At 63.8% G+C, this 26,980-nt stretch carries 16 protein-coding genes and 1 tRNA gene; 12 read left to right on the top strand and 5 right to left on the bottom strand.

All coding sequences use genetic code 11. The annotated features are described in order from the left end of the window. Positions 1-2: 2 nt before the first annotated feature. From CD932_RS12065 to mscL, 3 genes are read right to left on the bottom strand one after another with little or no spacing between them, the layout of a single operon-like run. A complete protein-coding gene (locus CD932_RS12065) occupies positions 3-698 on the bottom strand; it encodes a DUF2461 domain-containing protein (RefSeq protein WP_094442861.1) in 696 nt (231 codons plus the stop codon). A gap of 34 nt (positions 699-732) precedes the next feature. After that, complete coding sequence (locus CD932_RS12060; RefSeq protein WP_094442860.1) at positions 733-1,896, bottom strand: Do family serine endopeptidase; 1,164 nt, start codon at positions 1,894-1,896, stop codon at positions 733-735. Positions 1,897-1,935: 39 nt separating this feature from the next. Further along, positions 1,936-2,388, bottom strand: coding sequence for a large conductance mechanosensitive channel protein MscL (gene mscL / locus CD932_RS12055; protein ID WP_094443602.1), 453 nt, complete (start codon positions 2,386-2,388; stop codon positions 1,936-1,938). A gap of 415 nt (positions 2,389-2,803) precedes the next feature. Here mscL and petA point away from each other — a divergent pair, with 415 nt between their 5' ends. The 12 genes from petA (at position 2,804) to CD932_RS11995 (ending at position 13,890) form a co-directional block, all read left to right on the top strand. Next, positions 2,804-3,412 carry a ubiquinol-cytochrome c reductase iron-sulfur subunit gene (gene petA / locus CD932_RS12050; protein ID WP_094442859.1) on the top strand — a complete coding sequence of 203 codons (609 nt, stop codon included), beginning with the start codon at positions 2,804-2,806 and terminating at the stop codon, positions 3,410-3,412. Between the two features lie 2 nt (positions 3,413-3,414). Next, the gene (locus CD932_RS12045) at positions 3,415-4,827 is read left to right on the top strand and encodes a cytochrome bc complex cytochrome b subunit (protein WP_094442858.1); all 1,413 of its coding nucleotides are present in this window, start codon (positions 3,415-3,417) and stop codon (positions 4,825-4,827) included. Positions 4,828-4,863: 36 nt separating this feature from the next. After that, entirely contained in the window at positions 4,864-5,628 is a 765-nt protein-coding gene (locus CD932_RS12040; protein WP_094442857.1) for a cytochrome c1, read from the top strand. A gap of 120 nt (positions 5,629-5,748) precedes the next feature. Continuing rightward, complete coding sequence (locus tag CD932_RS12035) at positions 5,749-6,360, top strand: glutathione S-transferase N-terminal domain-containing protein (RefSeq protein WP_008443913.1); 612 nt, start codon at positions 5,749-5,751, stop codon at positions 6,358-6,360. Between the two features lie 124 nt (positions 6,361-6,484). Next, the gene (locus tag CD932_RS12030) at positions 6,485-7,000 is read left to right on the top strand and encodes a ClpXP protease specificity-enhancing factor (RefSeq protein WP_094442856.1); all 516 of its coding nucleotides are present in this window, start codon (positions 6,485-6,487) and stop codon (positions 6,998-7,000) included. Between the two features lie 26 nt (positions 7,001-7,026). Further along, a tRNA-Thr gene (locus CD932_RS12025) sits at positions 7,027-7,102 on the top strand. A 397-nt stretch (positions 7,103-7,499) separates the two neighbouring features. Beyond that, on the top strand, positions 7,500-8,486 hold the full coding sequence (locus CD932_RS12020) for a hypothetical protein (RefSeq protein WP_141213234.1): 987 nt from the start codon (positions 7,500-7,502) through the stop codon (positions 8,484-8,486). 173 nt (positions 8,487-8,659) lie between these two features. Beyond that, on the top strand, positions 8,660-8,920 hold the full coding sequence (locus CD932_RS12015) for a helix-turn-helix domain-containing protein (RefSeq protein WP_094442854.1): 261 nt from the start codon (positions 8,660-8,662) through the stop codon (positions 8,918-8,920). A 264-nt stretch (positions 8,921-9,184) separates the two neighbouring features. Next, positions 9,185-9,682 (top strand): sigma-70 family RNA polymerase sigma factor, encoded by a 498-nt coding sequence (locus tag CD932_RS12010; protein ID WP_094442853.1) that lies wholly within the window; start codon positions 9,185-9,187, stop codon positions 9,680-9,682. Positions 9,683-9,692: 10 nt separating this feature from the next. Continuing rightward, a complete protein-coding gene (locus tag CD932_RS12005) occupies positions 9,693-10,673 on the top strand; it encodes a FecR domain-containing protein (protein ID WP_369679829.1) in 981 nt (326 codons plus the stop codon). Positions 10,674-10,770: 97 nt separating this feature from the next. After that, complete coding sequence (locus tag CD932_RS12000) at positions 10,771-13,302, top strand: TonB-dependent receptor (RefSeq protein ID WP_094442851.1); 2,532 nt, start codon at positions 10,771-10,773, stop codon at positions 13,300-13,302. Between the two features lie 174 nt (positions 13,303-13,476). Then, complete coding sequence (locus CD932_RS11995) at positions 13,477-13,890, top strand: VOC family protein (protein ID WP_094442850.1); 414 nt, start codon at positions 13,477-13,479, stop codon at positions 13,888-13,890. 51 nt (positions 13,891-13,941) lie between these two features. On the opposite strand, the gene CD932_RS11990 is transcribed toward CD932_RS11995, so the two are convergent. Then, complete coding sequence (locus tag CD932_RS11990) at positions 13,942-17,943, bottom strand: non-ribosomal peptide synthetase (protein WP_094442849.1); 4,002 nt, start codon at positions 17,941-17,943, stop codon at positions 13,942-13,944. Continuing rightward, positions 17,940-26,972 (bottom strand): non-ribosomal peptide synthetase, encoded by a 9,033-nt coding sequence (locus tag CD932_RS11985; RefSeq protein WP_094442848.1) that lies wholly within the window; start codon positions 26,970-26,972, stop codon positions 17,940-17,942. The genes CD932_RS11990 and CD932_RS11985 overlap by 4 nt, the downstream gene beginning before the upstream one ends. Between the last annotated feature and the right edge of the window lie 8 nt (positions 26,973-26,980).

Genomic DNA, 26,980 nt, shown 5'->3' with positions numbered 1-26,980 from the left:
AGTCAGCTTGCCGCGTCTTCCTGCGGCTCTTTGGCACCACGCATCCATTGCACCAATGGAAACGCATCCTTGAGGCCTTCGGCAATCAGCGGCAACAGTTTTTCCGGCTCGTTCAATGGCAACGGCAGCTCGGTCCAGACAAAAAAGCTTTTCAGCTTGATCAATTCGATATGCTCGGCATCCGCATCAAAGCCTTTCGGCGGGCGCTGCAACTTGCCCTCGTCCTGGATGGTGCCAAAACGGGCTTTCAGGCGCCTATTCTTGAGCACTTTGGAAAACCCCGGCGCATCGTTGACCATATGCTCGCGCAGCGCCTTGAGGCGGCCAGGTGGCGGCATATATTCGCCGGCGCCGAACAGCACCTGGCCCTGGCCATCGATCTGCATGTAATAGGTGGGACCACCGGCCTTGCTGGGGCGGCGCATGTCGTTGGGGGCGATGGCGGCCGAAAAACGCGTTTTATACGGGCTCTTGTCATGCGCGAAGCGCACGTCGCGGTTAATGCGAAACATGGCCTTCCTGGGATTGCAGAATTTCACGGCAGGGTCGAACTTGCCCAGCTCACCGATCAGGCTGGTCACCAGCGCCAGGAATTCCTCGCGCAGGATATCGTAGCGCGGCTTGTTCATCACAAACCAGGGACGGTTGTTATTCTCGCTCAGTTCACGTAAAAATTGGGTCAAATCACGCACATGCATGTGTCAGTTTCCGATATACAACGAGTTGTTCTGTCTATTTCGCGACATTCCTGGCAATGGGACGCTTGCCCACCACCACCTCGAGCGCCGCCTCGCGGCTCTTGCGCAGCACCGTCATTGTAGCTTTTTCACCGGGCGGCAGTTGCGCGATCAGGTTCAGCATTTCAGTGGTGTCGCCGACCGGCTTGCCATCGACCGACAGCAGGATGTCGCCCGGCTTGATGCCGGCCTTGTCGGCCGGGCCGCCGCGCACCACGCCGGCGATAATGGCGCCGGTGCTGCGCTGCAAGCCAAAGCTGTCGGCCAGTTCCTTGGTGATGTCCTGGGTTTCCACGCCGATCCAGCCGCGCACCACATGACCGTTCTTGATGATCGCTTCCATCACCGTCTTGGTGGTGGAGACGGGAATGGCAAAGCCGATGCCGACCGAGCCGCCGCTTTGCGAATAGATGGCGGTGTTGATGCCGATCAAATTGCCGCGCGTGTCGACCAGGGCGCCGCCCGAATTGCCGAAGTTGATCGCCGCATCGGTCTGGATGAAATTCTCAAAACTGTTGATATGCAGGTTGTTGCGGCCCAGGGCGGAGATGATGCCCATGGTCACCGTCTGGCCCACGCCGAAGGGGTTGCCGATGGCCAGCACGGCGTCGCCCACGCGCGCCTGTTCCGACTGTCCCAGCACGATCACCGGCAGTTTGTCGAGCTTGACCTTGATCACGGCCAGGTCGGTTTCCGGGTCCAGTCCCACCACCTGCGCCGGCGCCTTGCGCCCGTCGGTCAGCACGACTTCGATTTCGTCGGCACCTTCGACCACATGGTTGTTGGTCAGGATATAACCTTCATGGCTGACGATCACGCCCGAGCCCAGGCTGTTTTTCATGCCGTCGCCGTCTTCTTCCATGTCGGGCGTGCGGTCGCCGAAAAAGCGCTTGAAGAAAGGGTCGCGCAGCAGGGGGTGGCTGCCGCGCCTGGGCGCCTGGGAGGTCAGGATATTGACCACCGCCGGCATGGCGCGCGCCGCCGCGTCACGGAAGGAGCCGGGCGCCAGGCTGCTCGACGCCGTTTCCACCACGGGGATCGGCGTGGCGGGCGAACCGAGCTGCTGGACCCGGCTGGCCGGGCGCAAGGCGCCGTACACAAAATACAACGCCAGCGCGATGGTCACGGTTTGCGCAAACAACAACCAGAAACGACGCATAAAACTCCACCCAGGTCAGCCGGCCCACGCCGGAACGGTTTATTGTGCCAGATCGTTGTTTTTTGGTGCGCCTTTGAGCGCGTCGCGAATTTCGCGCAGCAGCATGATGTCTTCCGGCGTGACCGGTGGCGCGGCCGGCGCCGGCGGCGGTGTCTGGACGCGGCGCGCCTTGTTCATCAGGCGTACCATCTGGAAGATGATAAAGGCGAGAATGATGAAGTTGAGCAGGATGGTCAGGAAGTTACCATAGGCCAGCACGGCGCCGGCTTTCTTCGCTTCCACCAGCGTCATGGTGGTGGCCTGGCCATTCAAGGGCAGGTAGTAATTGGCGAAATCGAGGCCGCCGAAAATGCGGCCGATCGGCGGCATGATGACGTCTTGCACCAGGGAGTCGACGATCTTGCCGAAGGCGCCGCCGATGATGACACCGACCGCCAGATCGACGACGTTGCCCTTCATTGCGAACTCTTTAAATTCTTTCATCATTGCCATGAGTTTCTCCTTCGCATAGGGATCAAAAAACATGACAATCATACTATCGATTGCATTTGCATCCGGATTTTGCATGTGCGACCGCAGCATTCTGGCCCGATACAAACTTTCTAGTTCGAAAGAACTAGCCACTCCCTGCAAAAGTATATAAATTATGGTACAAGCAACGTTTTGGTTTGATTCGTTGTTTGCTTCACTTATAATTTGCGGTTGCCAGCGGGCGCGTTTTCACCGTGTGGCGATTAACAAGAAAATGGCACGGGCTGCGCCATTTGACCGGAGTTCCGCAGGGATATTGCCACGTTACCGTCCGCAGAGACGGCGTGCGGCAAACAGTGGGAAAGCGCTTCGGCGACGGATGTTTCGCGGCTGCCATTCATAATAAAGATTCGCATTTTGACTGATTGGGGTTTGCATGAGTAACGAAAAGCAGGTCGATTCAGGCCGCCGCGGCTTGCTCGTCGCCACGTGCGCGGCGGGCAGTGTAGTCGGGTTGGCAACCGCAGGAGCCTTGGTAAGCACCTTCCAGCCGTCGGAGCGCGCGAAAGCGGCCGGTGCGCCGGTCGAAGTAGACATCAGCACCTTGCAGCCCGGCGAAATGCGCACCGTCGAATGGCGCGGCAAACCGGTCTGGATCCTCAAGCGCACCCCGGAGATGGTGGCGTCGCTGAAAAAAACCGACGGCAAGGTCGCCGATGCCAACTCGCAACGCAACCCCGCCGAGTTCACGCCGTCCTACTGCATGAACGAATGGCGCTCCATCAAGCCTGAAATCCTCGTCGCCGTCGGCATCTGCACCCACCTCGGCTGCTCGCCGTCTTCCAAATTCACCCCCGGTCCGCAACCGTCCCTGCCCGATGACTGGGAAGGCGGCTTCCTGTGTCCTTGCCATGGCTCCACCTTCGACATGGCCGGCCGCGTGTACAAGAACAAGCCGGCGCCGGACAATCTGCAAGTGCCGCGTCATATGTATTTGAGCGACACCACCCTGGTGATTGGTAAAGACGACAAAGGCGAGGCTTGATCATGGCTGCTTTCAAAGAAACCAAATTCCCGGCCGACGCGCCCGCCGCCGAAAAGGCGCTGGGCTGGGTCGACGACCGCTTCCCGCTGACCAAGCTGTGGAATGACCAGTGGGGCAAGTACTACGCGCCGAAAAACTTCAATTTCTGGTACATCTTCGGCTCGCTGGCGATGCTGGTGCTGGTGCTGCAGATCGTCACCGGCATCTTTCTGACCATGCACTACAAGCCCGATGCGGCGCTGGCCTTCAATTCGGTCGAGTACATCATGCGCGAAGTGCCGTGGGGCTGGCTGGTGCGCTACATGCACTCGACGGGCGCCTCGGCCTTCTTCATCATCGTCTACCTGCACATGACGCGCGGCCTGATGTACGGCTCCTACCGCAAGCCACGCGAACTGATCTGGCTGTTCGGTTTTGCCATCTTCCTGTGCCTGATGGCCGAAGCGTTCTTCGGCTACCTGCTGCCATGGGGCCAGATGTCGTACTGGGGCGCCCAGGTGATCGTCAACCTGTTCGGTGCGATTCCCTTCATCGGCCCTGACCTGTCGCTGTGGATCCGCGGCGACTATGTGGTGTCCGACGCGACCCTGAACCGCTTCTTCGCCTTCCACGTGATCGCCATCCCGCTGGTCCTGCTGGGACTGGTTGCAGCGCACCTGATCGCCCTGCACGAAGTCGGTTCGAGCAATCCCGACGGCATTGAAGTAAAAGAAACGCTGGGCGCCGACGGCCATCCGCTCGATTCGATTCCGTCGCATCCTTACTACACCGTGCACGACCTGTTCGGCGTGTCGATCTTCCTGATCATCTTCAGCGCGGTGGTGTTCTTTGCGCCGGAAATGGGCGGCTATTTCCTGGAATACAACAACTTCCTGCCGGGCGACTCGCTGAAAACCCCGCTGCACATCGCGCCAACCTGGTACTTCACGCCGTTCTACTCGGTACTGCGCGCCACCACGGCCGACTTCATGTACGTGCTGATGGGCGCCGTGGCCGCTTACGTGGTCTTTATCTGGCTCAAGTCGCGCCTGTCGATCAAGGTCAAGACGGCCATTGCCGTGATCGCGTTGCTCGCCATCGTCGGCATGCTGCCGCAGGTGCTGGACGCGAAATTCTGGGGCGTGGTGTTCTTCGGCGGCTCGGTGGTGATCCTGGCGTTCCTGCCATGGCTCGATCATTCGCCGGTGAAGTCGATCCGCTACCGTCCGAGCTGGCACAAAATCATCTATGCCATCTTCGGCCTGTCGTTCCTGGTGCTGGGCTACCTCGGTACGCAAGCGCCAACCGACGCCAAGACCATCGTGTCGCAAGTGTGCACCCTGATTTACTTCAGCTTCTTCCTGCTGATGCCATGGTGGAGTGCAATGGGCAAGTTCAAGACCGTGCCGTCGCGTGTGACGTTTCACCCGCACTAAGCCGATCCCACGCCACGCTCAAAGGACATACATCAAATGAAGATTGCAAAAAAACTGCTCGCCATCCTGGCGTTCGTGCCCGCCCTGGCCCTGGCCAGCGAAGGTGGCTTTCCGCTGGACAAAGCGCCTGACCGCCAGACCAACATGGCGGCGCTGCAACATGGCGCCAAACTGTTCGTCAATTATTGCCTTAATTGCCACGCCGCCGCGTCGATGCGCTATAACCGCCTGAAAGACCTGGGCTTGACGGAAGACCAGATCAAGACCAATTTATTGTTCAGTGGTGATAAAGTAGGCGACCTGATGACCACCGCGCTGGCGCCGAAAGACGCCAAGACCTTTTTCGGCGTGGTGCCGCCCGATTTGTCGGTAATTTCGCGTGCGAAATCATCTTCCGCTGGCACAGGCGGCGACTACCTGTATACTTACCTGCGTACGTTCTATAAAGACGACACGCGGCCGACCGGCTGGAACAATATGGTCGTGCCAAATGTTGCCATGCCGCATGTGTTATGGGAGTTGCAAGGTATCCAGACTGCCAAGTTCGTGGAAGAGACTGATCCGCATGATGCGGCCAAGAAAATCCACAAATTTGTCGGCTTCGAACAAGTCAAGCCAGGCACGTTGAACAAGATCGAGTATGACACTGCGGTGGCCGACCTGGTCGGCTACATGGAGTGGATGGCCGAACCGGCACAACAGACACGCAAGCGCCTGGGCGTTTGGGTACTGCTGTTCCTGTCGGTTTTTGCTCTGCTGGCATGGCGCCTGAATGCGTCGTTCTGGAAGGAAGTCAAATAAGTGAGGCACCGGCGGACAGCCGGTTAATGCCTGTTTTTGCGTTGTCCGCATGAGTGGACAAGCGACCTGGGGTGAGCCGTTCGCGGCTTCACCCCCTTTGTTTCTAAGGAACTATAAAAAATGATGGTTCTCTATTCGGGTACAACCTGCCCATTTTCGCAACGCTGCCGCCTGGTTCTGTTTGAAAAAGGCATGGACTTCGAAGTGCGCGACGTCGACCTGTTCAACAAGCCGGAAGATATTTCGACCATGAACCCGTACGGCCAGGTGCCGATCCTGGTCGAGCGCGAACTGATCCTGTATGAATCGAACATCATCAACGAGTACATCGATGAGCGCTTCCCGCATCCGCAACTGATGCCGGCCGATCCGCTGATGCGCGCCCGCGCGCGCCTGATGCTGTTCAACTTTGAAAAAGAACTGTTCGTTCACGTGCACGTGCTGGAAAGCGAACGCGCCAAGAGCAACGACAAGAGCCACGACAAGGCGCGCGCGGAAATCCGCGACCGCCTGACGACCCTGGCGCCACTGTTCCTGAAAAACAAGTACATGCTGGGCGACGAATTCTCGATGCTCGACGTGGCTGTCGCGCCGCTGCTGTGGCGCCTGGACCACTACGGCATCGAACTGTCGAAAACGGCCGCGCCGCTGATGAAATACGCTGAACGCATCTTCTCGCGCCCGGCGTATATCGAAGCGCTGACGCCTTCCGAAAAAGTCATGCGCCGCTAAAAGAGTGCCCGGCAGGCTGCGCCCGCCGGGCAACTCTTGAGCTTTCTCGTTGCTCTGTTTCATTGAATTACCGGTGTGCCCGCCCTGTCCCTGACGGCGGCGCTCCCGCCTCACAGTGCCTATCATGTCTGAAATCTCAACCAAACCTTATATGCTGCGCGCCATCTACGAGTGGTGCACCGACAGCGGCTACACGCCCTACCTCGCAGTCAAAGTCGATTCGCGCACCACGGTACCGATGGAATACGTGAAAAAAGGCGAAATCGTCCTGAACATCAGCTTTGGCGCCACCAGCGGCCTGAAGATGGACAACGACGCCGTGCGCTTCCACGCCCGCTTCGGCGGCGTCTCGCGCGAAATCTACGTCCCGGTCGACAATGTGATGGCCATCTACGCCAACGAAAACGGCCAGGGCATGGCGTTCGAACCCGTCCTCGGCAACGACGACCCGCACGGCCAGCCCACCGACAGCCCGGCGTCAAGCGACGCGCCGCCACCACCGGCCCCGGCCCCGGCAGCGACTGGCCCGACCCTGTCATCGGTCCCGACCGGCAACCCGGCCCCCCGCGAAACGCCCCCGCCCGGCGACGACGAGCCACCAAAAAAAGGCGGCCGCCCGACCCTGATCCGCATTAAATAGCGTATAATTCGCAACGCGCAGTTTTTGCCGACTTAGCTCATTTGGTAGAGCAGTTGATTTGTAATCATCAGGTGGCCAGTTCGAAACCGGCAGTCGGCACCAGGAATACCCAGCAAAAAGCCCAGCCTTTCAGGTTGGGCTTTTTGCTTTCTGGATGCCATCTAACCGCTGTGTAACCCGGCTTGATCAATCTATCAAGCCGGACGGGCCAGCGGCCTGTTGCACCATGCACCATTGAGCGTCTTCGAAATTCATCCACACTACCGGCCTCGTGCCGTCAAACCTGCCTGGAGGGCGTTCGCACCGCCAATCTTGCACCTTCCGCAAGGTATTAAAAACAACAACTTGCCGAAATTCAGCGCTAAACATTGTATATTTGAAATTAATTGTGGCAATATAAAATTTCCCATTTGAAAGCTTGTGGATTTTATCAGGCGCTCGAAGGCTACGATAATCCAGGGCACTGAGCAGGTTGTACCCTGACTATGAAAGGATAAAAATGCGTCACGCTATATTTCTTGCTGCAGTATTGGCCAGCGGTGCAGCACAGGCTGATTGGTCACCTTCGTACCGGAGCAACAATTATGTCGTCACTGTCAGCTATAACGGTGGCTCGGTCTCATATGGGGAAAGCGCCACGGCGGATAACGGCAGGGTCACACCGTTTGCGCGCGAAATGCTCGGCATCAGTACGGTACTGGAAAACAGTATCAACGGCGCGGTCGGGGCGGCTGTTGCACAGCAGGGGGCCGGCTTCCAGGGCGGCACCCTGAGCGGCAACCTGCATGCCCATATCCAGCCCGCTGCACCAGACACGCTGTTGATGCGTATCGATGGCCTCAATTATGAAGCCCGCAGCACTTACTCTGGTAAACGCTGGGGGATTGTCAGCTATAGTTGCACCAATACGTTTTCGGCAAAGAATCTGGTGTTGACGGGGCAGTACGGCGCCAACAATGGCGTGCTACTGCCATCGGTAGGCGTAACGTCCGATGTCAACTCGTCTACCGACTGCGATTCCAATCTGAGCTGGATGTTGCCCATCGTCGGTGATCTACTGGTCAACAAGGTGACCGGCAAGCTCGATACCCGCCTGGAAGAGGGCGCGCGCAGCGCCATGAACGGCATCAAGGACAAGTTGCTGTACACGCCCGATCCAAACTGGGGCATTGGCGTACTGCGCCTGGTGCCGGCATCCCTGCAGATCACGACTGCCGATGGCCGGCCGTTTAACATCGGGCAGTTCATTGCCAACAATCTGCCTTACCTGCTGGGCAATAGCCAGATCGATCTGCAATTCGGCCGGGGTGTCAGTGTCAAGCTCGTCCCGGGCATCGCTGAGCCGATGAAGACGTTCTACGATGAGAATATCGTCACGATTAACATTTCATCGCCGTCGGCGACGTTTGCTATCCGCGTGAGCCAGCAGACCAATGTGGACTGGAAATGGCGCTGTCCGGGGACGAGGCCGTGTTCCATTCCTTGATGCCATTTGCTTGATTCTGCTTTGCAAGAAAGACGCATGTATCGGAATAAGCGATCGGCAGGTTCTCTGCTTTATCTGTCCCTCAGCTATTTCTGATACATCCGTTATTCAGATACCTTGGTTTTATCTGCATTTCAGATATTATTGATATATCTGAATAACGGATACCACACATGCCCTTCTCGCCCACCACCCACCGTCTCCTCACGGCGTCGCAGTTCGGCCAGTTGCTCGCATCGACCCGCAAACGACACAAAATGACCCAGGCTGCTGTAGGCACGCGTGTCGGCTTGAGCCAGAATCGCATCTCGCACCTGGAGAGCCATCCTGACGAAATCAGCGTCAAGCAATTACTCAGCTGGTGCTCCGCACTCGAACTGGAGCTGCAGTTGGGCGAACGCGATACGTCCGCTGCAAGCAATCCGGCCGAGTAGCAGCCATAGGCCGCCGCTGACACAGCCAGACGCTCTATCTTCGGGGAAATGGCGACTATGCAGGACGCTGGATGGTCAAGGCCAGCGGCGACGCAGAACTCCAGTACGTTGCGGCCTGGCAAAGCGCAAGGGTGCCAGCTTGCAAACTGCTTTGCGGGAGTCCCTCGCCACCGTGCAATTTGCCAAACCTGACAACTCAAGTTATAGTGAGAATAATTCTCATTAAGATTGCAATGTCTGGCCCTTCGCTGAACGGGAACAAGCATGTCCAACGCTGATGCACATCGACAAATAGGCACGCTCTACAATGAGCATCACGGCTGGCTGGCTACCTGGCTGGGCCACAAGCTCCATTGCCGCAACCTGGGCGCCGAACTGGCCCAGGATACCTTTCTGCGGCTGCTGACAGCGCGCCTGCCGCAGGATTTGCGCGAGCCGCGCGCCTATCTGACCGCCGTCGCCAAGGGGCTGATGGTCAGCCATCTGCGCCGCCGGAAACTCGAAAACGCTTATCTGGAGGCGCTGGCCACCCAGCCCGAGGCCGTCCAGCCGTCGCCCGAGGATCGCCTGGCCGTGCTCGCTACGCTGACGGAGATCGACAACATCCTCGACCGCCTGCCCAGCAAGGCACGCCAGGTATTCCTGCTGGCCCAGCTCGACGGCTTGAGCTACGCCGAGATCTGCGCGCTGCTGGACTTGTCGCTGAGCACGGTCAAGCGCCACATGGTGCTGGCGTTGCGCCGCTGCCTGGCGGCGCTGTGACGGGCGCGGCGTGAGCGTGGCGGCACGGCTCGCCCCGCTAGAGGGGGCGGCGATTTCAAAGCAGATCCTGACCGAAGCGGCCACCTGGCTGATGGAGTTGCACGAAGGACCGCTGAGCCAGCGTCAACGCGCACAGCTCGACGAGTGGCGCCAGCGTAGCGCCGAGCACGAACGGGCGTGGCAAAAAGCCACGGCGCTGATGGGCAAGTTCGACGCCCTTTCGCCTTCCGGCGCGGCCGCGCTCAGGACGGTGTCGATGCGCGAGCGGCGCGGCGCCGTCAAGCTGGTGGCGCTGCTGCTGGTGGCCGGACCGGCCGGCTGGCTGGCCTGCCGCAACGCCCCGTGGCCCGACGCCGGCCGCTTGCGCACCGCGACCGGTGAACGCCGCGACATCGTGCTGGACGACGGCACCCAGCTGACGCTGAACACCGATACCCACGTCGACATGAGCTTCGATCACGCGCGCCGCATGCTCCATTTGCGTCGCGGCGAGATCCTCGTCACGACCGCCAGGGATAGCGCCAATGTGCCGCGTCCGTTCCTGGTGGGCGTCGGCGAAGGTGCGATCCGGGCCCTCGGCACCCGCTTCGCGGTGCGCCAGCTCGACGGGCGCAGCCAGGTGGCGGTGTTCGAGGGCGCCGTCGAGCTGCGCCCGCGCGACGCGCCATCGATCGCGACCGTGATCCCGGCCGGCCGCCAGTCGGCGTTCTCGCGCGCGCGCGTCGAGCCGTCCTCCGAGGCCGACGAGACCGCCATCGCGTGGCAACACGGCATGCTGATCGCCGACCGCATGCCGATGGCGCAGTTCGTCGCCGAGCTGAACCGCTATCGGCGCGGCACGCTGCGCTGCGACCCGGCCGTGGCGGGGCTGACGGTATCGGGCGCGTTCCCGCTGGTCGACATCAGCCTGACCCTGTCACTGCTCGAGCAAACCCGGCCGGTCAAGCTGCGCTATGTCAGCCGTTTCTGGGCCACCGTCGGGCCGGCCTGAAAAATATTTAAAAATTCCGAAAATAAGTGAGCCTTTCCGCGATCTCGTTCGACATATCAGACAAGAACACCCCCATTTGATCAAGGAAAAGCCAGTAATGAGTCATCAGCAGCAGACCTCGCGGACCGCCGGCAAGGCCGTCTTCCAGCGCACCGCGTTGTCGGTGGCGATCACCTATGCCGCCGCCATCTTGTCGGCGGCCGCCGTGGCGCCGCTCGCCCAGGCACAGTCGGCGGCCGACGCAGTCCAGTCCTACGCTATTTCCGCCGGTCCGCTGGGCCAGGCGCTGTCGCGCTTTGCCGCCCGCGCCGGCGTGGCGCTGTCCTTCGATGCAGCGCTGTTGGAAGGCAAGACCAGTAAGGGCCTGCGCGCGACGGTTTCCGTCAACGATGGCTTCTCGCAGCTGCTGCAAGGCAGCGGCCTGCAGGCCCGGCGCCTGCCCAACGGCGGCTATACGCTCAAGCCGGTGGCGGTGGCCGCCACCACAGCCGAGCCCGTGCCCGCACCGGTGGCGGTCAGCGCGCCCGCCCGCGCCGACATTGCCGTCACCGACATGCCGGCCGTCGAGGTGAGCGCGCAGCGCACCAACAGCACGCTGATCCGCCCGACGCGCCAAAGCACCGTCATCGACCGCGACGAGCTCGACGAACTGCGCCAGGCCTCCGACAGCCTGACCACCGTGCTCAGCAAAACCGTGCCGGGCATGGCCGATTCCAGCCGCACCATCACCGACTATGGTCAAACGCTGCGCGGGCGCAGTTCGCTGGTATTGGTCGATGGCATTCCCCTCAACACCAACCGCGATTCGGCGCGCAATATGGCGTCGCTCAACCTGGCCAGCATCGACAAGGTCGAAGTGCTGCGCGGCAGCAGCGCGATCTACGGTTCCGGCGCCAGCGGCGGCATCATCGCCATCACCACGCGTCCGGCCGGCGGCGCGCCGTATGCCGAGACGGCCTTCTCGCTGCGCTCGCCGTTGTCGCGCATCGGCAGCGACGGCCTCGGCGGCGAGCTCAGCCACTACATGTCCGGCGCCAGCGGCACGCTCGACTACACGTTCAACGTCGGCCTGCAGCACATCGGCGCCTCGTACGATGGCAAGGGCAAGCGCATCGCGCCCGAGCCGAGCCAGGGCGACCTGTTCGACAGCGACAACTACACCTTCGGCGGCAAGGTCGGTTTGCGCCTCGACCGCGACCAGCGCGTGCAGCTCGCCGCCAGCCGCTATGTCGCCGGGCAGGACAGCGACTACGGCTCCGATCCGTCGGTGGCGCGCCTGCCGGCTGGCAGCGCCGTGGCGCGGCCGGTCGACGGCCTGCAACTGAACGACCAGAACCAGCTGCGCAACACCCTGCTGAGCGCGAGCTACCAGCACAAGGACATCGCCGGCAACGCGCTGACGACCCAGTTGTACTACCGCGATTACTTCACCCGGTTCACGCCGTTCGACGCCCGCGCCGTCTCCACGCGCGGCAACAATGTCGATCAGGTGCTGCAAAACTCGCAAGTCTGGGGCGGCCGCGCCACCGTCGACACCCCGCTGGCCGCCGACCTGAAACTGCTGTGGGGCCTGGACTTCAACCAGGAACGCAGCGACATGCCGGACGACTTCTTCAACGCGGCCGCGTACGACGCCAGCGGCGGCAAGGTCTTTCAACTGAGCCGCACGGTGCTGTACATGCCGCCGCTGACGACGCGCAGCATCGGCGGCTTCGGCCAGGCGCAGTACAAGTTGAACCAGCAGTGGTCGTTCGAGGGCGGCCTGCGCTACGAGCACGCGCGGGCGCGCTTCGACGACTTCGTGCCGCTGTCGCAGATCCGCTTCGCCAACCCGCAGCAGGTACGCGGCGGCACGCTGTCGTACGACGCGTGGATAGGCAACGTCGGCGCCGTCTTCAAGCCGGTGCGCGGCCAGGAACTGTACGCGTCGTTCAGCCAGGGTTTCCAATTGCCGGACATGGGCCTGCAGATCCGCAACGCCACGCCGGCGTTCAACCTGGCCTCGTCCGCGCTGGAGCCGGTCAAGACCAATAACTACGAGCTGGGCTGGCGCGGCGGTGTCGGCGAGGTCAACGGCACGCTGGCGCTGTTCTACACCACGTCCAAACTGGGCGATGTGCAAAGCTTTAACAACGGCCTGATCCTGACGCGCACCGCCGAGAAGATCCGCGGCGTGGAAGCGAGCCTCGACTACCTGCCGCAGGCGAGCCCATGGGGCGGTGGGGCGACGTTGACCGCGATGTCGGGCCGCGAAACGCCGCAAGGCGGCAGCGCCGACCAGGCCATGACGGGCTACCGCATTGCGCCGACCAAGGTCACCGCCTACGCGCAGTACAAGCCGGGCGGCCGCTGGAGCGCGCGCCTGCAGGCGACCCATTTCGGTTCCCGCGATTCGCGCCTGAACGGGGTGGCCAGCTTTGGCCGGCGCGACGTATCGAGCTACACCACGCTCGACCTGACCGCGCGCCTGCAATGGACCGCCCGCGACACGCTCGTCGCCGGCATCGAAAACCTGCTGGACCGCTACTACCTGCCCGCCTACAGCCAGCTTATGCGCAACAGCAACAACACCAGCCGTTTGCCGGCCTCCGGCGCCGCCTTGAGCGTCAGCTATCACCGCCGCTGGTAGAGCGTCATCAAGTTCTGAGCCGGCACTGGCCGACCGGGGCGTGTACATCGCCGCGGCATCGAAGCACAGGGCTTGAGGTAGATACAGTGTTAACGTCTTGCCATTAATACTGTATGCATGTACAGTTAATATGCGTCACTCGCACACAACAATCTACCTCAGGAGTAAATCACCATGCTTGATCACATGACTTTCCGCGTGACCGATATTGCTCGTGCTAAAGCGTTTTACAGCGCGGCACTTGCGCCATTGGGCTACAGCGTATGCTTCGAAGGCAACTACGGCGTGAATATATTAGGGTTTGCTTACCCTGACTGCGCTGAGCCTGACGGCAAAAAAGCCGATGTATGGTTCATCGATGGCCCATCACCATACGGTGGCCCATCAGCAACTACCGGCTGCCACCTGGCATGGCGGGCAGAAACTCGTGCGCAAGTGGATGGTTTTTACCTCGCAGCGATCGCCGCCGGAGGAAAAGACAATGGTGCCCCAGGCGTGCGCCCGGACTATCACCCTGACTACTATGGTGCCTTTGTCATTGATCCGGAAGGCAACAACATTGAAGCCGTGTGCCACCTGCCAGGATGAGTAGCGCTCAGTGATCAGGCGTGAGCGGCCCGGTATACAGCCTGCATCGCTTTAATTTAACGTACACCGCTGAGCAAGTGCTTGCAGAAATGCCGGCGCCAGCAGTATGGACCGGTGGTCAACACCGGCAATGACGGTGGTACCGGCATGGGTGGCATGAACCGTCCAGTCACGTAGCTGCGGTGTGCGCTGGCGCAATGAAGCTTCGGCCAGGAAAGCGTGCAGCGGCGCCTGCACTTTCCGATAGTGGTAACGGCTCATGGCTATCGCGTTATCGAACGCAACCCACAGGCTGTACTCGCTGCTGCCCAATTGCGGGCCATCGAGCGGCAATTCGGATTCTTGCAACAGATGTGCCAGGGCCGCGTTGCGCTCCTCTGCGGTCATGCGCAGGAACAGCGCCGACCACCGCTCCGCCATGGCCGATTGCGCCAGCCATTGACTCAGGCGCAGCTCGGCGCTTGCCGCCTTGGCGTCGGACAGCCTCCTGGTTTCCAGGGTCTCGGCTTCAAACACGTCGACCATGCACACAAGCGCCACGGCGTGCTTGCGCCGCTCCAGTTCGCAGGCTGTGGCGAAAGCCAGGTCGCCACCAAACGACCAGCCGAGCAAAATACATGGACGGCCGTCGCCGGCGGCGCAGATGTGGTCCGCGTAGCCGCGCGCCAGCTCCTCGATCGACAGCCCCTCCCAGCGCGCCGCCGTCAGCGCATGGCTGACGAAGCTCTGCACGGGCCGCTCATGGCCCTGCTCCGCCACCAGCGCCGCGTATTCGCTGGAATTGACGTTCAGGCCGGGGAAACAATACAGCGGCAATTGCCTGCCATTGCGGTTCAGGTACACCACTTCGCTGAGCACCGCGCCGCGCTTGTCCAGACGCTCTGCCTGCTGCATCAGCAGCGGAAAATTGAAGATATCGGCCAATGCCAGCGCGCCTTCGCCGCAGCGCTGCTGTATCTGCCGCAGCAGCCGCAGCGCCAGCAGCGAATTGCCGCCAAGCGCAAAGAAATCGTCATGCAACCCGACCTGCTCCACCTGCAGCAGCTCGCACCAGATCGCAGCGAGCATGGACGACGTCCCGTCCGCCGGCACATCGAGGGCGGCCGCTTCGCTGCGTTGCGGCCGGGGCAAGGCCAGGCGGTCCACTTTGCCTGCGGGGCTGAGTGGCAGTTGCGCCAGCGTGACGATGCGCGACGGTACCATGTAGTCTGGCAGCGTGCGTGCCAGCGCTGCCTTCAGTGTGGTTTCCTGCAGCGCCGCGCCATCGACGCCGGTGACATAGGCCAGCAGTTGCCCGGCGTCGGCAATCACCGCCGCTTCGCGTACGTGGGGCTGGCGCAGCAGCTGCGTTTCGACCTCGCCCAATTCGATGCGGAAGCCACGCACCTTGACTTGCTGGTCGATCCGGCCGAGATACAGCAGTTGTCCATCTGCGCGCCAGCGCACCAGGTCTCCGGTGCGGTACAGGCGCGCGCCGGGTGCGCCACCGGGATCGGCGATAAAGCGTTCGGCCGACAATCCCGGCCGGTTCAGATAGCCGCGCGCCAGCAGGCTGCCGCCGATACATAGCTCGCCCACCGCGCCCGCCGCCACCGCATTGAGGTCGCCATCGAGCACGTGGAAATACCGTCCCGCCAGCGGCCGTCCGATCGGCGTGGCGGCCGGCAACGCTTCGGCACCGGACACGCAGGGATGGCAATCGTAGACGCTCGCGGTCACAATGGTCTCGGTCGGACCATAGCTGTTGAGCAGCCGCACGCCTTGCAGAGCCGCCCTGCCCCAGGCGCCCATGCCTTCCGGCGGCATCGCTTCGCCGGTGGCGTGTACCTGCCGCAACGGTGCATAGTCGCGCGGCCCGTGCTGTGCAAAATCCTGTGCCAGCAGCAGCCAGTAGGCGGTACTGAGGTCGGCCACGCTGATGCGCTGTTGCTTCACCTCGCGGTAAAAACGCGCGCTGTCCCACAATTGCGGTCCGCGCACCACCACGGCCGCGCCCATGCACAACGGTGGAAACAGCTGTTCGACAAAGCCGTCGAAATTAATCGTCGAGAACAGCAGCACGCGGTCGGCCGGCGTCAGTCCGAAATAGCCGATCGCCACCCGGGTGTGCGAAGTCAGCGCATGGTGCTCCACGCCGATGCCCTTGGGCCGTCCGGTCGAGCCGGAAGTGTAGATGATGTAGGCCAGCTGCTGTTCATGAATGGACAGCGGCGGATTGGCGTCGCTGTAGTCGGCCAGCGGCAGCCGATCGAACGCCAGTACCTGCCGCACCGCCGGCAGCTCAGGCGCCAGTGAGCTGATGGTCAGCAGCAGGCCGATCGCGCTGTCTTCCACCATCGCGGCCAGGCGCTCCTGCGGATAGTCGGGATCGAGCGCCACGTAGGCGGCGCCGCTTTTCAGTATTGCCAGCACCCCGACCACCAGCGCGATCGAACGTGGCAGCGCGATGCCCACGCGCTTCTCCGCACCTGCGCCGTGCGCCAGCAGGCACTGCGCCAGCTGATTGACGCGCCGGTTCAACTGCGTGTAGGTCAGCAGTTCGCCGTCGTACGACAATGCCGGTGCGTCCGGCGTGTCCAGCACCTGCTGCTCGAACATCGCCGGCACGCAGGCACGCGCAGCCAGCGGCAAGCGATGCTCGCCCAGCTGGCGCAGCTGCGCCAATTGCGCAGCGTCGAGCGCCGTCGCATCGCCTGTGCACGACTGCGGCGCCTCGGCCATGGCCTGCAGCAGCCGCAGGTACTGGCTTTCCAGCGCGTCGGCATCGCCAGCGTCGAAGCGCCGGCTGTCGTATTCGAGTATGCAATGCCATTGCTCACCGCCCGCGATCACATCGAGCGACAGTTCGGCCTTGCTGCCGCCGGAATTGAGCGGCAAGGCGCGAACCTGCAGCCCGTCCATCGCCAGGCTGCGATCTTGCGCCGACACTTCCAGGCCGAACATGGCCTGGAACAGCGGATGGCGGCCAGGCTGGCGGCTGCCACCGGCGCCGCGCTCGAGCAGCAGTTCCAACGGCACATCCGCGTGCGCCAGTGCGGCCAAGGTACCGGCGCGCAGTTGACGGCACAGTGCAGACCAGCTTTGCTGCGGCTGCAGTTGCGCGCGATGGATCTGCATGGTGACGCAGAAGCCAACCAGCTGTTGCAGCTCGGAGCGGGCGCGGCCGGCATTCGGTACGCCCACGGCAAAGTCCCGCTGGCCGCTGGTGCGCCCCAGCAGCACCTGCCAGGCGGCGAGGCAGGCGACGAACGCGGTGCAGCCTTCGCTGCGACAGTAGGACTGCACCGCCGCCGTCAGCGCGGCAGGCAGCTCAAAGCGCCGCCGTTCAAGCGCCTGCCGCTGGTGGCGCGGCTCGGGCAGCGATAGCGGCGGCACGTCACGCAGATACGCTTCCCAATAGGCGAGCTGCTGCTCCAGGCCGGCTCCCGGCATACCCTGCCGCTGCCACGTCGCATAATCGGCATAGGAGAGCGCGGGCGCGGGTGCGAGCTGCGCTGCATCGCCGGCCAGGCGATAAGACTGCGCCAGCTCGCGCAGCAGCAGGTCATTGGACCAGCCGTCGCTGACGATGTGATGCATGCCCAGCACCAGCACATGGTGCTGCGCCGAGACCCGGCAAAGCCGGGCAAACAGCAACGGCGCCACACCGAGGTCGAATACATGATGCGCCATGCGCTGCAATTGCGCCGTCAGCGTGCCCGCATCAGCGGCTTCTTCAATGTCGAGGTGAAATGGGGCCGACTCCTGCACGATCTGCACAGCTTCGCCATCGTGCTGTTCGAAGCGGGTGCGCAGCACGGCATGGCGCGCAATCAGCGTCTGCAGCGAGGCCTGCAGCGAGGCGATGTTCAACGCACCGCCAATGTCGAACGCGCGCACCATGTTATAGCTGGTCAGTGCCGGATCGAGCTGCTGCAGCATCCACAACTGGTGCTGGCCATGCGTCAGCGGCGCCACCGCACCGCCGGCCAATCCGGGGCGCAAGCCCTGCCCGGCATCCCCGGCGTCATCGTCCATCAATAACGCCAACAGTTCATCATCCATTTCACTCATCTTGTTACTGCCTTGGCGGTCAATTTACCGAGTTTTTGCATTTTCCCCGCCATCGCGCCGGCCTTGCCGGCCGCCGCCTGCGGGTCCTCCACCATCGCCTGCAGCAGTGCGATCCAGTCGGCGGACAGCCTGGCGGCAGTGGCCTGGCCAAACAGCTGCGTGGCGTACACCAGATTGGCGCCATAGCCGCCATCGTCGGCCGGGGTCACAAACATCGCCATGTCGAACTTGGACGATACCTGCCGGTCGCGCAGCACTTCCAGCTCCACTTGGGCAATCTCCAGCTTGCCCTGGTCCGTGTTCTGCAGTACGAACAGCACTTGCAGCAGCGGGTTCCAGCGCCGGTCGCGCTCCATGCCGGCCAGTTCCACCACCTGGTCGAACGGCAGTTCCTGATGTTCGAACGCGTCCAGCACGGCGCCGCCGCTGGCCAGCAAAAAGTCCAGATAACGCATGTTCGGCGCCAGCCTGGAACGCAGCGGCAGCACGTTGACGAAAAATCCGATCAGGCCTTCGAGCTCCTGCCGCGAGCGGCCTGCCACATCGGTACCGACGACCAGATCGGCGGCGCCGGAATGCCGATGCAGAACCAGCTGGAACGCCGCCAGCAGCACCATGAAGGGCGTCAGTTGATGCGCCCTGGCCAGTCCATGCACCGCGTCGGCCAGGGTGGCAGGCACGGTGCAACGCACGACATCGCCGCTGTGGCTCGGTTGCGCGGGACGCGGCTTGTCGCCTTGCAGTACCGGCGCTTGCGGCGCGGCGTGCAGATAATCGCGCCAGAACGCTTCCTCCGCGGCCAGTGCACCCTGCACCCTGCGTTGATGCTGCCATGCCGCGTAGTCTGCATACTGCACCGGCAGCGGCGGCAGTTGTGCCGCCTGACCTGCCACACTTGCGCGATAGCAGGCGGCAAATTCCTTGACCAGCACCCCCAGCGACCATCCGTCGGCCACGATATGGTGGACGGCGAACGACAACACATGCTGATGCGGCCCGGTGCGCAGCAGCGCGGCACGCAACAACGGCGCGCTTGCGAGATCGAACGGCCGCTGTGCATGGGCGGACAAGGCCTGCTCCAGTTCATCTTGCGTGCTTCCGGCCAGATCGATCAGCGGCACATCGAGCGCCACTTCCTGTTCAATCACGGCGCGCGGCTCTCCTTCGTCGTCTTCAATATAGCAAGTGCGCAGTACTTCGTGACGGGCCACGATCTGCTGCAGCGCGTGGCGCACGGCGCCCTGCGACAGCGCGCCGCTCATCCTGACGGCGCACGCCATGTTGTAAGCGGCGCGCTGGCCGGCGCTGCCGGCCAGCCGGTCCAGCATCCAAAGCCGGTGCTGCGATAGCGACAACGGCATGGTGGCGCCACGCGCCACTGGCAACAGCGCAAGCTCATTTGCCGTTGCAGGCGCCAGGCACGCGGCCATCGCCGATAGCGTACGATGCTCAAACACCGCCCGTAGCGCCAGCGCTCCCAACGCGGCCTGTTTCAAGCGCGCAATCAGGCTGATCGCCAGCAGCGAGTGGCCGCCCAGCGCAAAAAAGTCGTCGTCGCGGCCGACCTTGTCGACTCCCAGCACCTCGCGCCACACCGCCGCCAGCGCCTGCTCGGCGGCGCCCCGAGGCGCGCCATAGTCGCCCGCCGGCAGCTGCGGCTGCGGCAGGGCTTTGCGATCGACCTTGCCGCTGGCGTTCAGCGGCAAGGCCGGCAAGGTCACGATCTGCGACGGCACCATATAGTCCGGCAGCCCCGCCAGCAGCGCCTGCTTCAACGCCGCTTCCTCGCCCTGCGGCGCAACGTAGCCCACCAGCCGCATGCCGCCAGAACCTGCGAGCGCCACCACCACCGCTTCGCGCACACCAGGCTGCGCCAGCAAGGCCGATTCGATCTCGCCCAGTTCGATGCGCAGCCCACGCAGCTTCACCTGGTGGTCGAGCCGGCCCAGGTATTCCAGCTGGCCGTCGGCGCGCCAGCGCACCAGATCCCCGGTGCGGTACAAACGCCCGCCGCTGCCGAAAGGATCGGCGACGAAGCGCTCCGCCGTCAGCGCGCCGCGCCGCAGATAGCCGCGCGCCAGCCCGATGCCGCCCAGATACAGCTCGCCTGCGGCGCCGCGCGGCGCCAGTTGCAGATCCGGTCCCAGCACGTGCACTTCGGTGGCCGTGATCGGTGCGCCGATCGGTACGCTGGCACCGCCGTCGTCCACGCAGGTCCAGTGCGTGACGTCGATCGCCGCCTCGGTCGGGCCGTAGAGGTTGTACAGCGCTGCCTGCGGCAGGCAGGCAAACACGCGCGCCTGCAATGGCGCCGGCAGCGCCTCGCCGCTGCACACGATGCGCCGCAAACTGGCGCAGTCGCTACTACCCTCGGCTTCCAGATGGGCCACAAAAGCCTGCAGCATCGACGGCACGAAGTGCAGCGTGGTGATCCCGTGCCGGGCGATGCGCGCCAGCAGCAGCGCCGGATCCTTGTGCTCTCCCGGCGCCGCCATCGCCAGGCTGGCGCCTTCGCTCAATGGCCAGAAGAACTCCCACACCGAGACGTCAAAACTGAACGGCGTCTTTTGCAGCACGATGTCGCCGGCCTGCAGGCCATAGGCCTGCTGCATCCAGGCCAGCCGGTTGTTCAGCGAGCCATGGCGGTTGGCCGCGCCTTTCGGCTTGCCGGTGGAGCCGGAGGTGTAGATGGCGTAAGCCAGGTTTTCGTCGTGCAGCGGCGGGGCCGGATCGTGTTGCGGCTGTCCGCCCAGATCGAGCGTATCGAGCTGCAGCACCTGCGCCTGCGGCGCCCACGGCGCGCCATCGTTTGCGGTCAGCAGCAGCGCCACGCCGCTGTCCTGCGCCATGTAAGCCAGCCGCTCGGCCGGATAATCGGGATCGAACGGCACATAGGCGCCGCCAGCCTTCAGGATCGCCAGCAGCGCGACCACCATCGACACCGAACGTTCGATGGCGATGCCGACCAGGCGATCCGGCCCCACGCCGCACAGGATCAGATAATGCGCCAGTTGGTTGGCGCGCCGGTTCAGTTCTGCATAGCTGAGCGACTCTTCGCCGCACAGCAAGGCCAGCGCATCGGGCTGCGCCGCCGCCAGCGCCTCGAAGCGCCGCTGTACCGGTGCCATGGCAGGATAACGCTGCCGGTTGCGGCCCAATGCCAGCATCTGTGCGGATGTTGCCGTGGCGTGCGGCGTCAGGTCGGCCAGCATGACCTGTGGCGCCGACGCCATCTGCCGTAACAAACCCGCAAGTTCGGCCGCCATGGCCGCTGCCGCATCATCCGCAAAGCACGCGCGGTCATAGGACAGGCGCAGCCGCAGCCCGGCGTCCTGCACCACCGACAGCGCCAGCGCATAACCGGTTTCGTCATGTGTGCGCGCGGACGAAAAGCGCAAGCCACCGGCGTCCGACTGCGCCAGCATCTGGTCGACCGGATAATTTTCAAACACCAGGATGGAATCGAACAGCGCCTGCCCGCCATGACCGGCACGCTGCTGCAGCGTGTACAAGGGCGTGTATTCATGCTCGCGCAGCGCCAGGTTGTGCTCCTGCAGCGCGCGCAGCCAGTCGCCCAGATTCAGCTCGGGCCTGGGCGCACAAATCAGCGGCAGGGTATTGATAAACAGTCCCACCCAACGGTCCGCTCCCGCCAACGCCGCCGGCCGCCCCGAGACGGTGACGCCAAAAGCCACCTCGTCCCTGCCTGTGTAGCGCTGGAGCAGCAAGGCCCATGCCGCCTGCACCAGCGTATTGACCGTCACTCTTTGTTCGCGGGCGAAGCTTGCCAGCTGTGCTGCATAGTCGTCCGACAAGCGCTGCATTTGCTCGCTGCGTCCCGATCGTCCGGCCGGCGCGGCCAGGGCTTGCGCCATCAGCACCGGCTCTGGCAGCCGGCGCAGCTGCTGGTCCCACCATGCGTCACTGGCTTGCTGCTCGCGTCCCGCCAGCCAGGCGATATAGTCCCGATACCGCCCGGCTGGCGAGGATACGGCTTCGCCGCTGTAATCGCGCAGTATTTCGCCAAGCAGCATCGACGTGCTCCAGCCGTCGAGCAGAAGATGGTGAACGCTCCACACCAGATGGCAGGCATGGGTGCCGGTGCGCACCAGCGTCAGACGCATCAGCGGCGGCCGGGCCAGATCGAAGCCCTGGGCCAGATCGGCTTGCGCCAGTTGATCGAGCGCCTGCGGCAGGTCACCCCTGCCGTGCCAGTCATGCACCACGATCGGCAAAGGCAGCTCGCGCGCAAGCCATTGCAGCGGGCCGCCGGGCAGCATCAGGAAGCCGGTGCGCAGCACGTCGTGCCGCTGTATGGCCTGGTTCCAGCATGCCTGGAACCGCCGCAGGTCCAGCCCGCCAATATCGACCCGCAACTGGTTGACATACGTGGCGCCGGCGCCATCATGCAGACTGTGGAAAAACAGGCCTTGCTGCATCGGTGACAGTGGGTACAGGTCGGCCAATTGCGCCGGCGCTATCGGCAAGCCGTCCAGCGCCGCCTGATCCAGTCTCGCCAGCGGCACATCGGATGGCGTCAGGCCGGCCGCACCGCTGCAGCAGTGGGTGATCAGCGCGCGCAACTCCTGTTCGCAGGAGCGCACCAGCGCGGCGACGGTATCGGCTTCATACCTGGCATTGCTGTAGCTGAAGTCCAGCCGCAACTGACCTTGATACACCTGGCCATTGACCGATACTTCATAGTCGAGCGGCGCATCCGGGCTCAGATTTGCGCCGGCCGGCTCTTGCGCCGGCCGCCACAAGGCGTCGGCGTCAAACGCGGCATCGAACTGGCCGAGATAATTGAACAGCACCTGTGCTTGCGGCAGTGCCGCCAGGGTTTCACGCGTCGCCGCATCGCCCAGATAGCGCAATGCGCCGTGGCCCAGGCCCTTGTCGGGCGCGCAGCGCAAACTCTCCTTCACGCGCTTGAGCGCAGCGCCAGGCGCGCCGTGCGCGTACAAGGCCACCGGGTAGACGCTGGTGAACCAGCCCACTGTGCCGGAGAGGTCGAGTTCATGCGACAGCTCTTCGCGGCCGTGGCCTTCAAGGTCGATCAACACGCCGTTCTCGCCGCTCCAGGCGCAAAGCGCCCGCGCCAGTGCGGTCAACAGCATGTCGTTGATTTGCGTGCGGTACGCGGCGGGCGCCTGGCGCAGCAATGCGTCTGTGGCGGCGGCGTCGAGCGTGAAGCCGGCCCGATCGCGCTGGCGTTGTGTGCGCGCGCCGTCAGCATGGTCGCAGGGCAGCGATGCCGGTGCGCTGCTGACCGTCCGCCAATACCCGAGCTGATGCTGCTGCTGGTGCGCGTAGTGCCGCAGTTGTATGGTCCAGGCGTGATAGGCGTCGCCGTCCGCCCGGAGCGGCTGCTTGCCGTCATACAGCGCCGCCAGCTCTTCGAGCACAATGCGCCAGGATACGCCATCAATGGCGAGATGGTGGATGGCCAGCAGCAGGCGCGAGCTGCCGTCGGCCAGCTCGATCAGCATGGCGCGTATCAGCCGCCCATCTGCAATATTCAGGCTGCGCTGCGCTTGCTCGCACAGCGCGCTCGCCTGCCCGGAGCTGGCCGCCTGCCGCCGCCACAGGATGGGCTGGCGCGGCACCGGGCCATAGGCTTGCTGCCATTCGTCCTGGCTGTTGCGGGTGAAACGCAGGCGCAAGCTTGCATGGCGCGTCGCCAGCGCCTGCAAGGCCTGCTCAAGGCGTACCGGGTCGAGCCGCGCGTCGCTGTGCAGGAGCAGGGATTGATTCCAGTGACTGGCCGATGGCGGCGAACGTTCGAAGAAAGCCGCCTGTATCGGCAGCAGCGAAAAAGGCTGATCGGACTGCGGCATCGTCACGGCGACCGGAGCGGCGGCCTCCAGGGGCTCGGCCAGCGGCGCCAATTGCGCGATGCTCTGACGCTCGAACAGCTGGCGCGGGGTGAGCTTCCAACCGGCGCGCCGCGCGCGCGCCACAATTTGCAGGCTGATGATGGAGTCGCCGCCCAGCGCAAAAAAGTTGTCGTCGCGGCCGACCTTGTCGACTCCCAGCACCTCGCGCCACACCGCCGCCAGCGCCCGTTCGGCGGCGCCCCGAGGCGCGCTATAGTCGCCCGCCGCCTGCTGCGGCAGCGGCAGGGCTTTGCGATCGACCTTGCCGCTGGCGTTCAGCGGCAAGGCCGGCAAGGTCACGATCTGCGACGGCACCATATAGTCCGGCAGCCCCGCCAGCAGCGCCTCTTTCAGCGCCGCTTCCTCGCCCTGCGGCGCAACGTAGCCCACCAGCCGCATGCCGCCAGAACCTGCGAGCGCCACCACCACCGCTTCGCGCACACCAGGCTGCGCCAGCAAGGCCGATTCAATCTCGCCCAGTTCGATGCGCAGCCCACGCAGCTTCACCTGGTGGTCGAGCCGGCCCAGGTATTCCAGCTGGCCGTCGGCGCGCCAGCGCACCAGATCCCCGGTGCGGTACAAACGCCCGCCGCTGCCGAATGGATCGGCGACGAAGCGCTCCGCCGTCAGCGCGCCGCGCCGCAGATAGCCGCGCGCCAGCCCGATGCCGCCCAGATACAGCTCGCCTGCGGCGCCGCGCGGCGCCAGTTGCAGGTCCGGTCCCAGCACGTGCACTTCGGTGGCCGTGATCGGTGCACCGATCGGTACACTGGCACCGCCGTCGTCCACGCAGGTCCAGTGCGTGACGTCGATGGCCGCCTCGGTCGGTCCATAGAGGTTGTACAGCGCTGCCTGCGGCAGGCAGGCAAACACGCGCGCCTGCAATGGCGCCGGCAGCGCCTCGCCGCTGCACACGATGCGCCGCAAACTGGCGCAGTCGCTACTACCCTCGGCTTCCAGATGGGCCACAAAAGCCTGCAGCATCGACGGCACGAAGTGCAGCGTGGTGATCCCGTGCCGGGCGATGCGCGCCAGCAGCAGCGCCGGATCCTTGTGCTCTCCCGGCGCCGCCATCGCCAGGCTGGCGCCTTCGCTCAATGGCCAGAAGAACTCCCACACCGAGACGTCAAAACTGAACGGCGTCTTTTGCAGTACGATGTCGCCAGCCTGCAGGCCATAGGCCTGCTGCATCCAGGCCAGCCGGTTGTTCAGCGAGCCATGGCGGTTGGCCGCGCCTTTCGGCTTGCCGGTGGAGCCGGAGGTGTAGATGGCGTAAGCCAGGTTTTCGTCGTGCAGCGGCGGGGCCGGATTGTGTTGCGGCTGTCCGCCCAGATCGAGCGTATCGAGCTGCAGCACCTGCGCCTGCGGCGCCCACGGCGCGCCATCGTTTGCGGTCAGCAGCAGCGCCACGCCGCTGTCCTGCGCCATGTACGCCAGCCGCTCGGCCGGATAATCGGGATCGAACGGCACATAGGCGCCGCCAGCCTTCAGGATCGCCAGCAGCGCGACCACCATCGACACCGAACGTTCGATGGCGATGCCGACCAGGCGATCCGGCCCCACGCCGCACAGGATCAGATAATGCGCCAGCGCGTTGGCGCGCCGGTTCAGTTCTGCATAGCTGAGCGACTCTTCGCCGCACAGCAAGGCCAGCGCATCGGGCTGCGCCGCCGCCAGCGCCTCGAAGCGCCGCTGTACCGGTGCCATGGCAGGATAACGCTGCCGGTTGCGGCCCCACGCCTCCAGCTGCAGCTGCTCGGCGGGCGCAAGAAAGTCCACCTCGCCCAGCTTGCAGGCAGGATCGGCCACCATCAGCTCCAGCAGCCGCTTGAAATCCTGTTGCACGCGCGCGGCAGTGGCGGCATCGAACATGCCGGTGCTGTATTCGATGGCGCACTGCACTTTGCCGGCGGTGACAAACATCTCCAGCGCCAGATCCAGCTTGGCGCTGCCCTCCTCCAGTTCCAACATCTCCACCTTCAAGCCGTGCAACGTGGGCAGCGCCGCGCCGTCGATCACTTGCAGGCCGAACATCGCCTGGAACAGCGGCTGCTGGGCGCCGCGACGTCGCTCCAGCAGCAACTCCAGCGGTACCTGCGCGTGATTCATCGCCGCCAGTGCATCGGCACGCAGTTGCGCACACAAGCCGGACCAGGTCATTTCCGGCGCCATGCGTACACGATAGGCCTGCATGGTGACGAAGAAGCCGACCAGATCGTGCAGCTCTTCGCGCGGCCGGCCGGCGCTCGGCACGCCGATGGCAAAATCATCCTGGCCGCTGTAGCGGGCCAACAGCAGCTGCCAGGCGGCGAAATAGGCGACGAATTCGGTGCATCCCTGCTGGCGGCAGAACCCCTGGATGTCTTCAGACAGCGCCGCAGGCAAGGCAAACCTCAGACGCGCTCCCGCATAGTCAAGCTCCTTGCGCGGCGACTGCGCAGGCAGCGTCAATGGCGGCACGCCACGCAGATAGTTGTCCCAATAATCGAGCTGGGACTGCAGCGCCGGCGTCGCGGCGCTGTCGCGCTGCCATTCGGCGTAGTCCGCGTATTGCAAGGACGGTGATGGCAGGGCCACCGGTACGCCCTGCAAAGCGCCACGATAAGCCAGCGCCAGATCGTCCATCAGCACCGCATTCGACCAGCCGTCGCTGACCAGATGATGCATGCCGATGACCAGCACGTGCTGATCCGGCGTCAACCGGTACAGGCGCGCAAACAGCAGCGGCGCAATCGACAGATCGAAGACGTGGGCGGCGGCGGCCTGCAGCTGCGGCTGCAGTTCGGCCGCGTCCATCAGGACCACGCGCTGCAGCGTGAAAGCCGCATGCGGCTCCACGATCTGCATCGGTTCATCATCGATGACGGTAAAGCGCGTGCGCAGCACGTCGTGGCGTGCAAGCAGCGCCCGCAGGGCCGATTCCAGCGCATCGGCGTCCAGCACACCGGACAGGCGGAAGGCCCGCAGCAGGTTGTACGCAGTGAGCGCAGGCTCCAGTTGATGCAGCAGCCATAGCTGGCGCTGTCCGTAGGACAGCCTCGCAGGGGCGTCCGGGTTGCCTCGACGAGCGATTCCATCGTGCGCCATATCGTCGCCATCGTCGCCATCCTCGCTCAGCAATAGCGCCAGCAGATCGTCATCCATCTCACTCATTGCATCTT

This window comes from Janthinobacterium sp. PC23-8, assembly GCF_002250505.1.
Taxonomy (GTDB): domain Bacteria; phylum Pseudomonadota; class Gammaproteobacteria; order Burkholderiales; family Burkholderiaceae_D; genus Janthinobacterium.
This window is presented reverse-complemented; position numbering and strand designations above follow the sequence as displayed.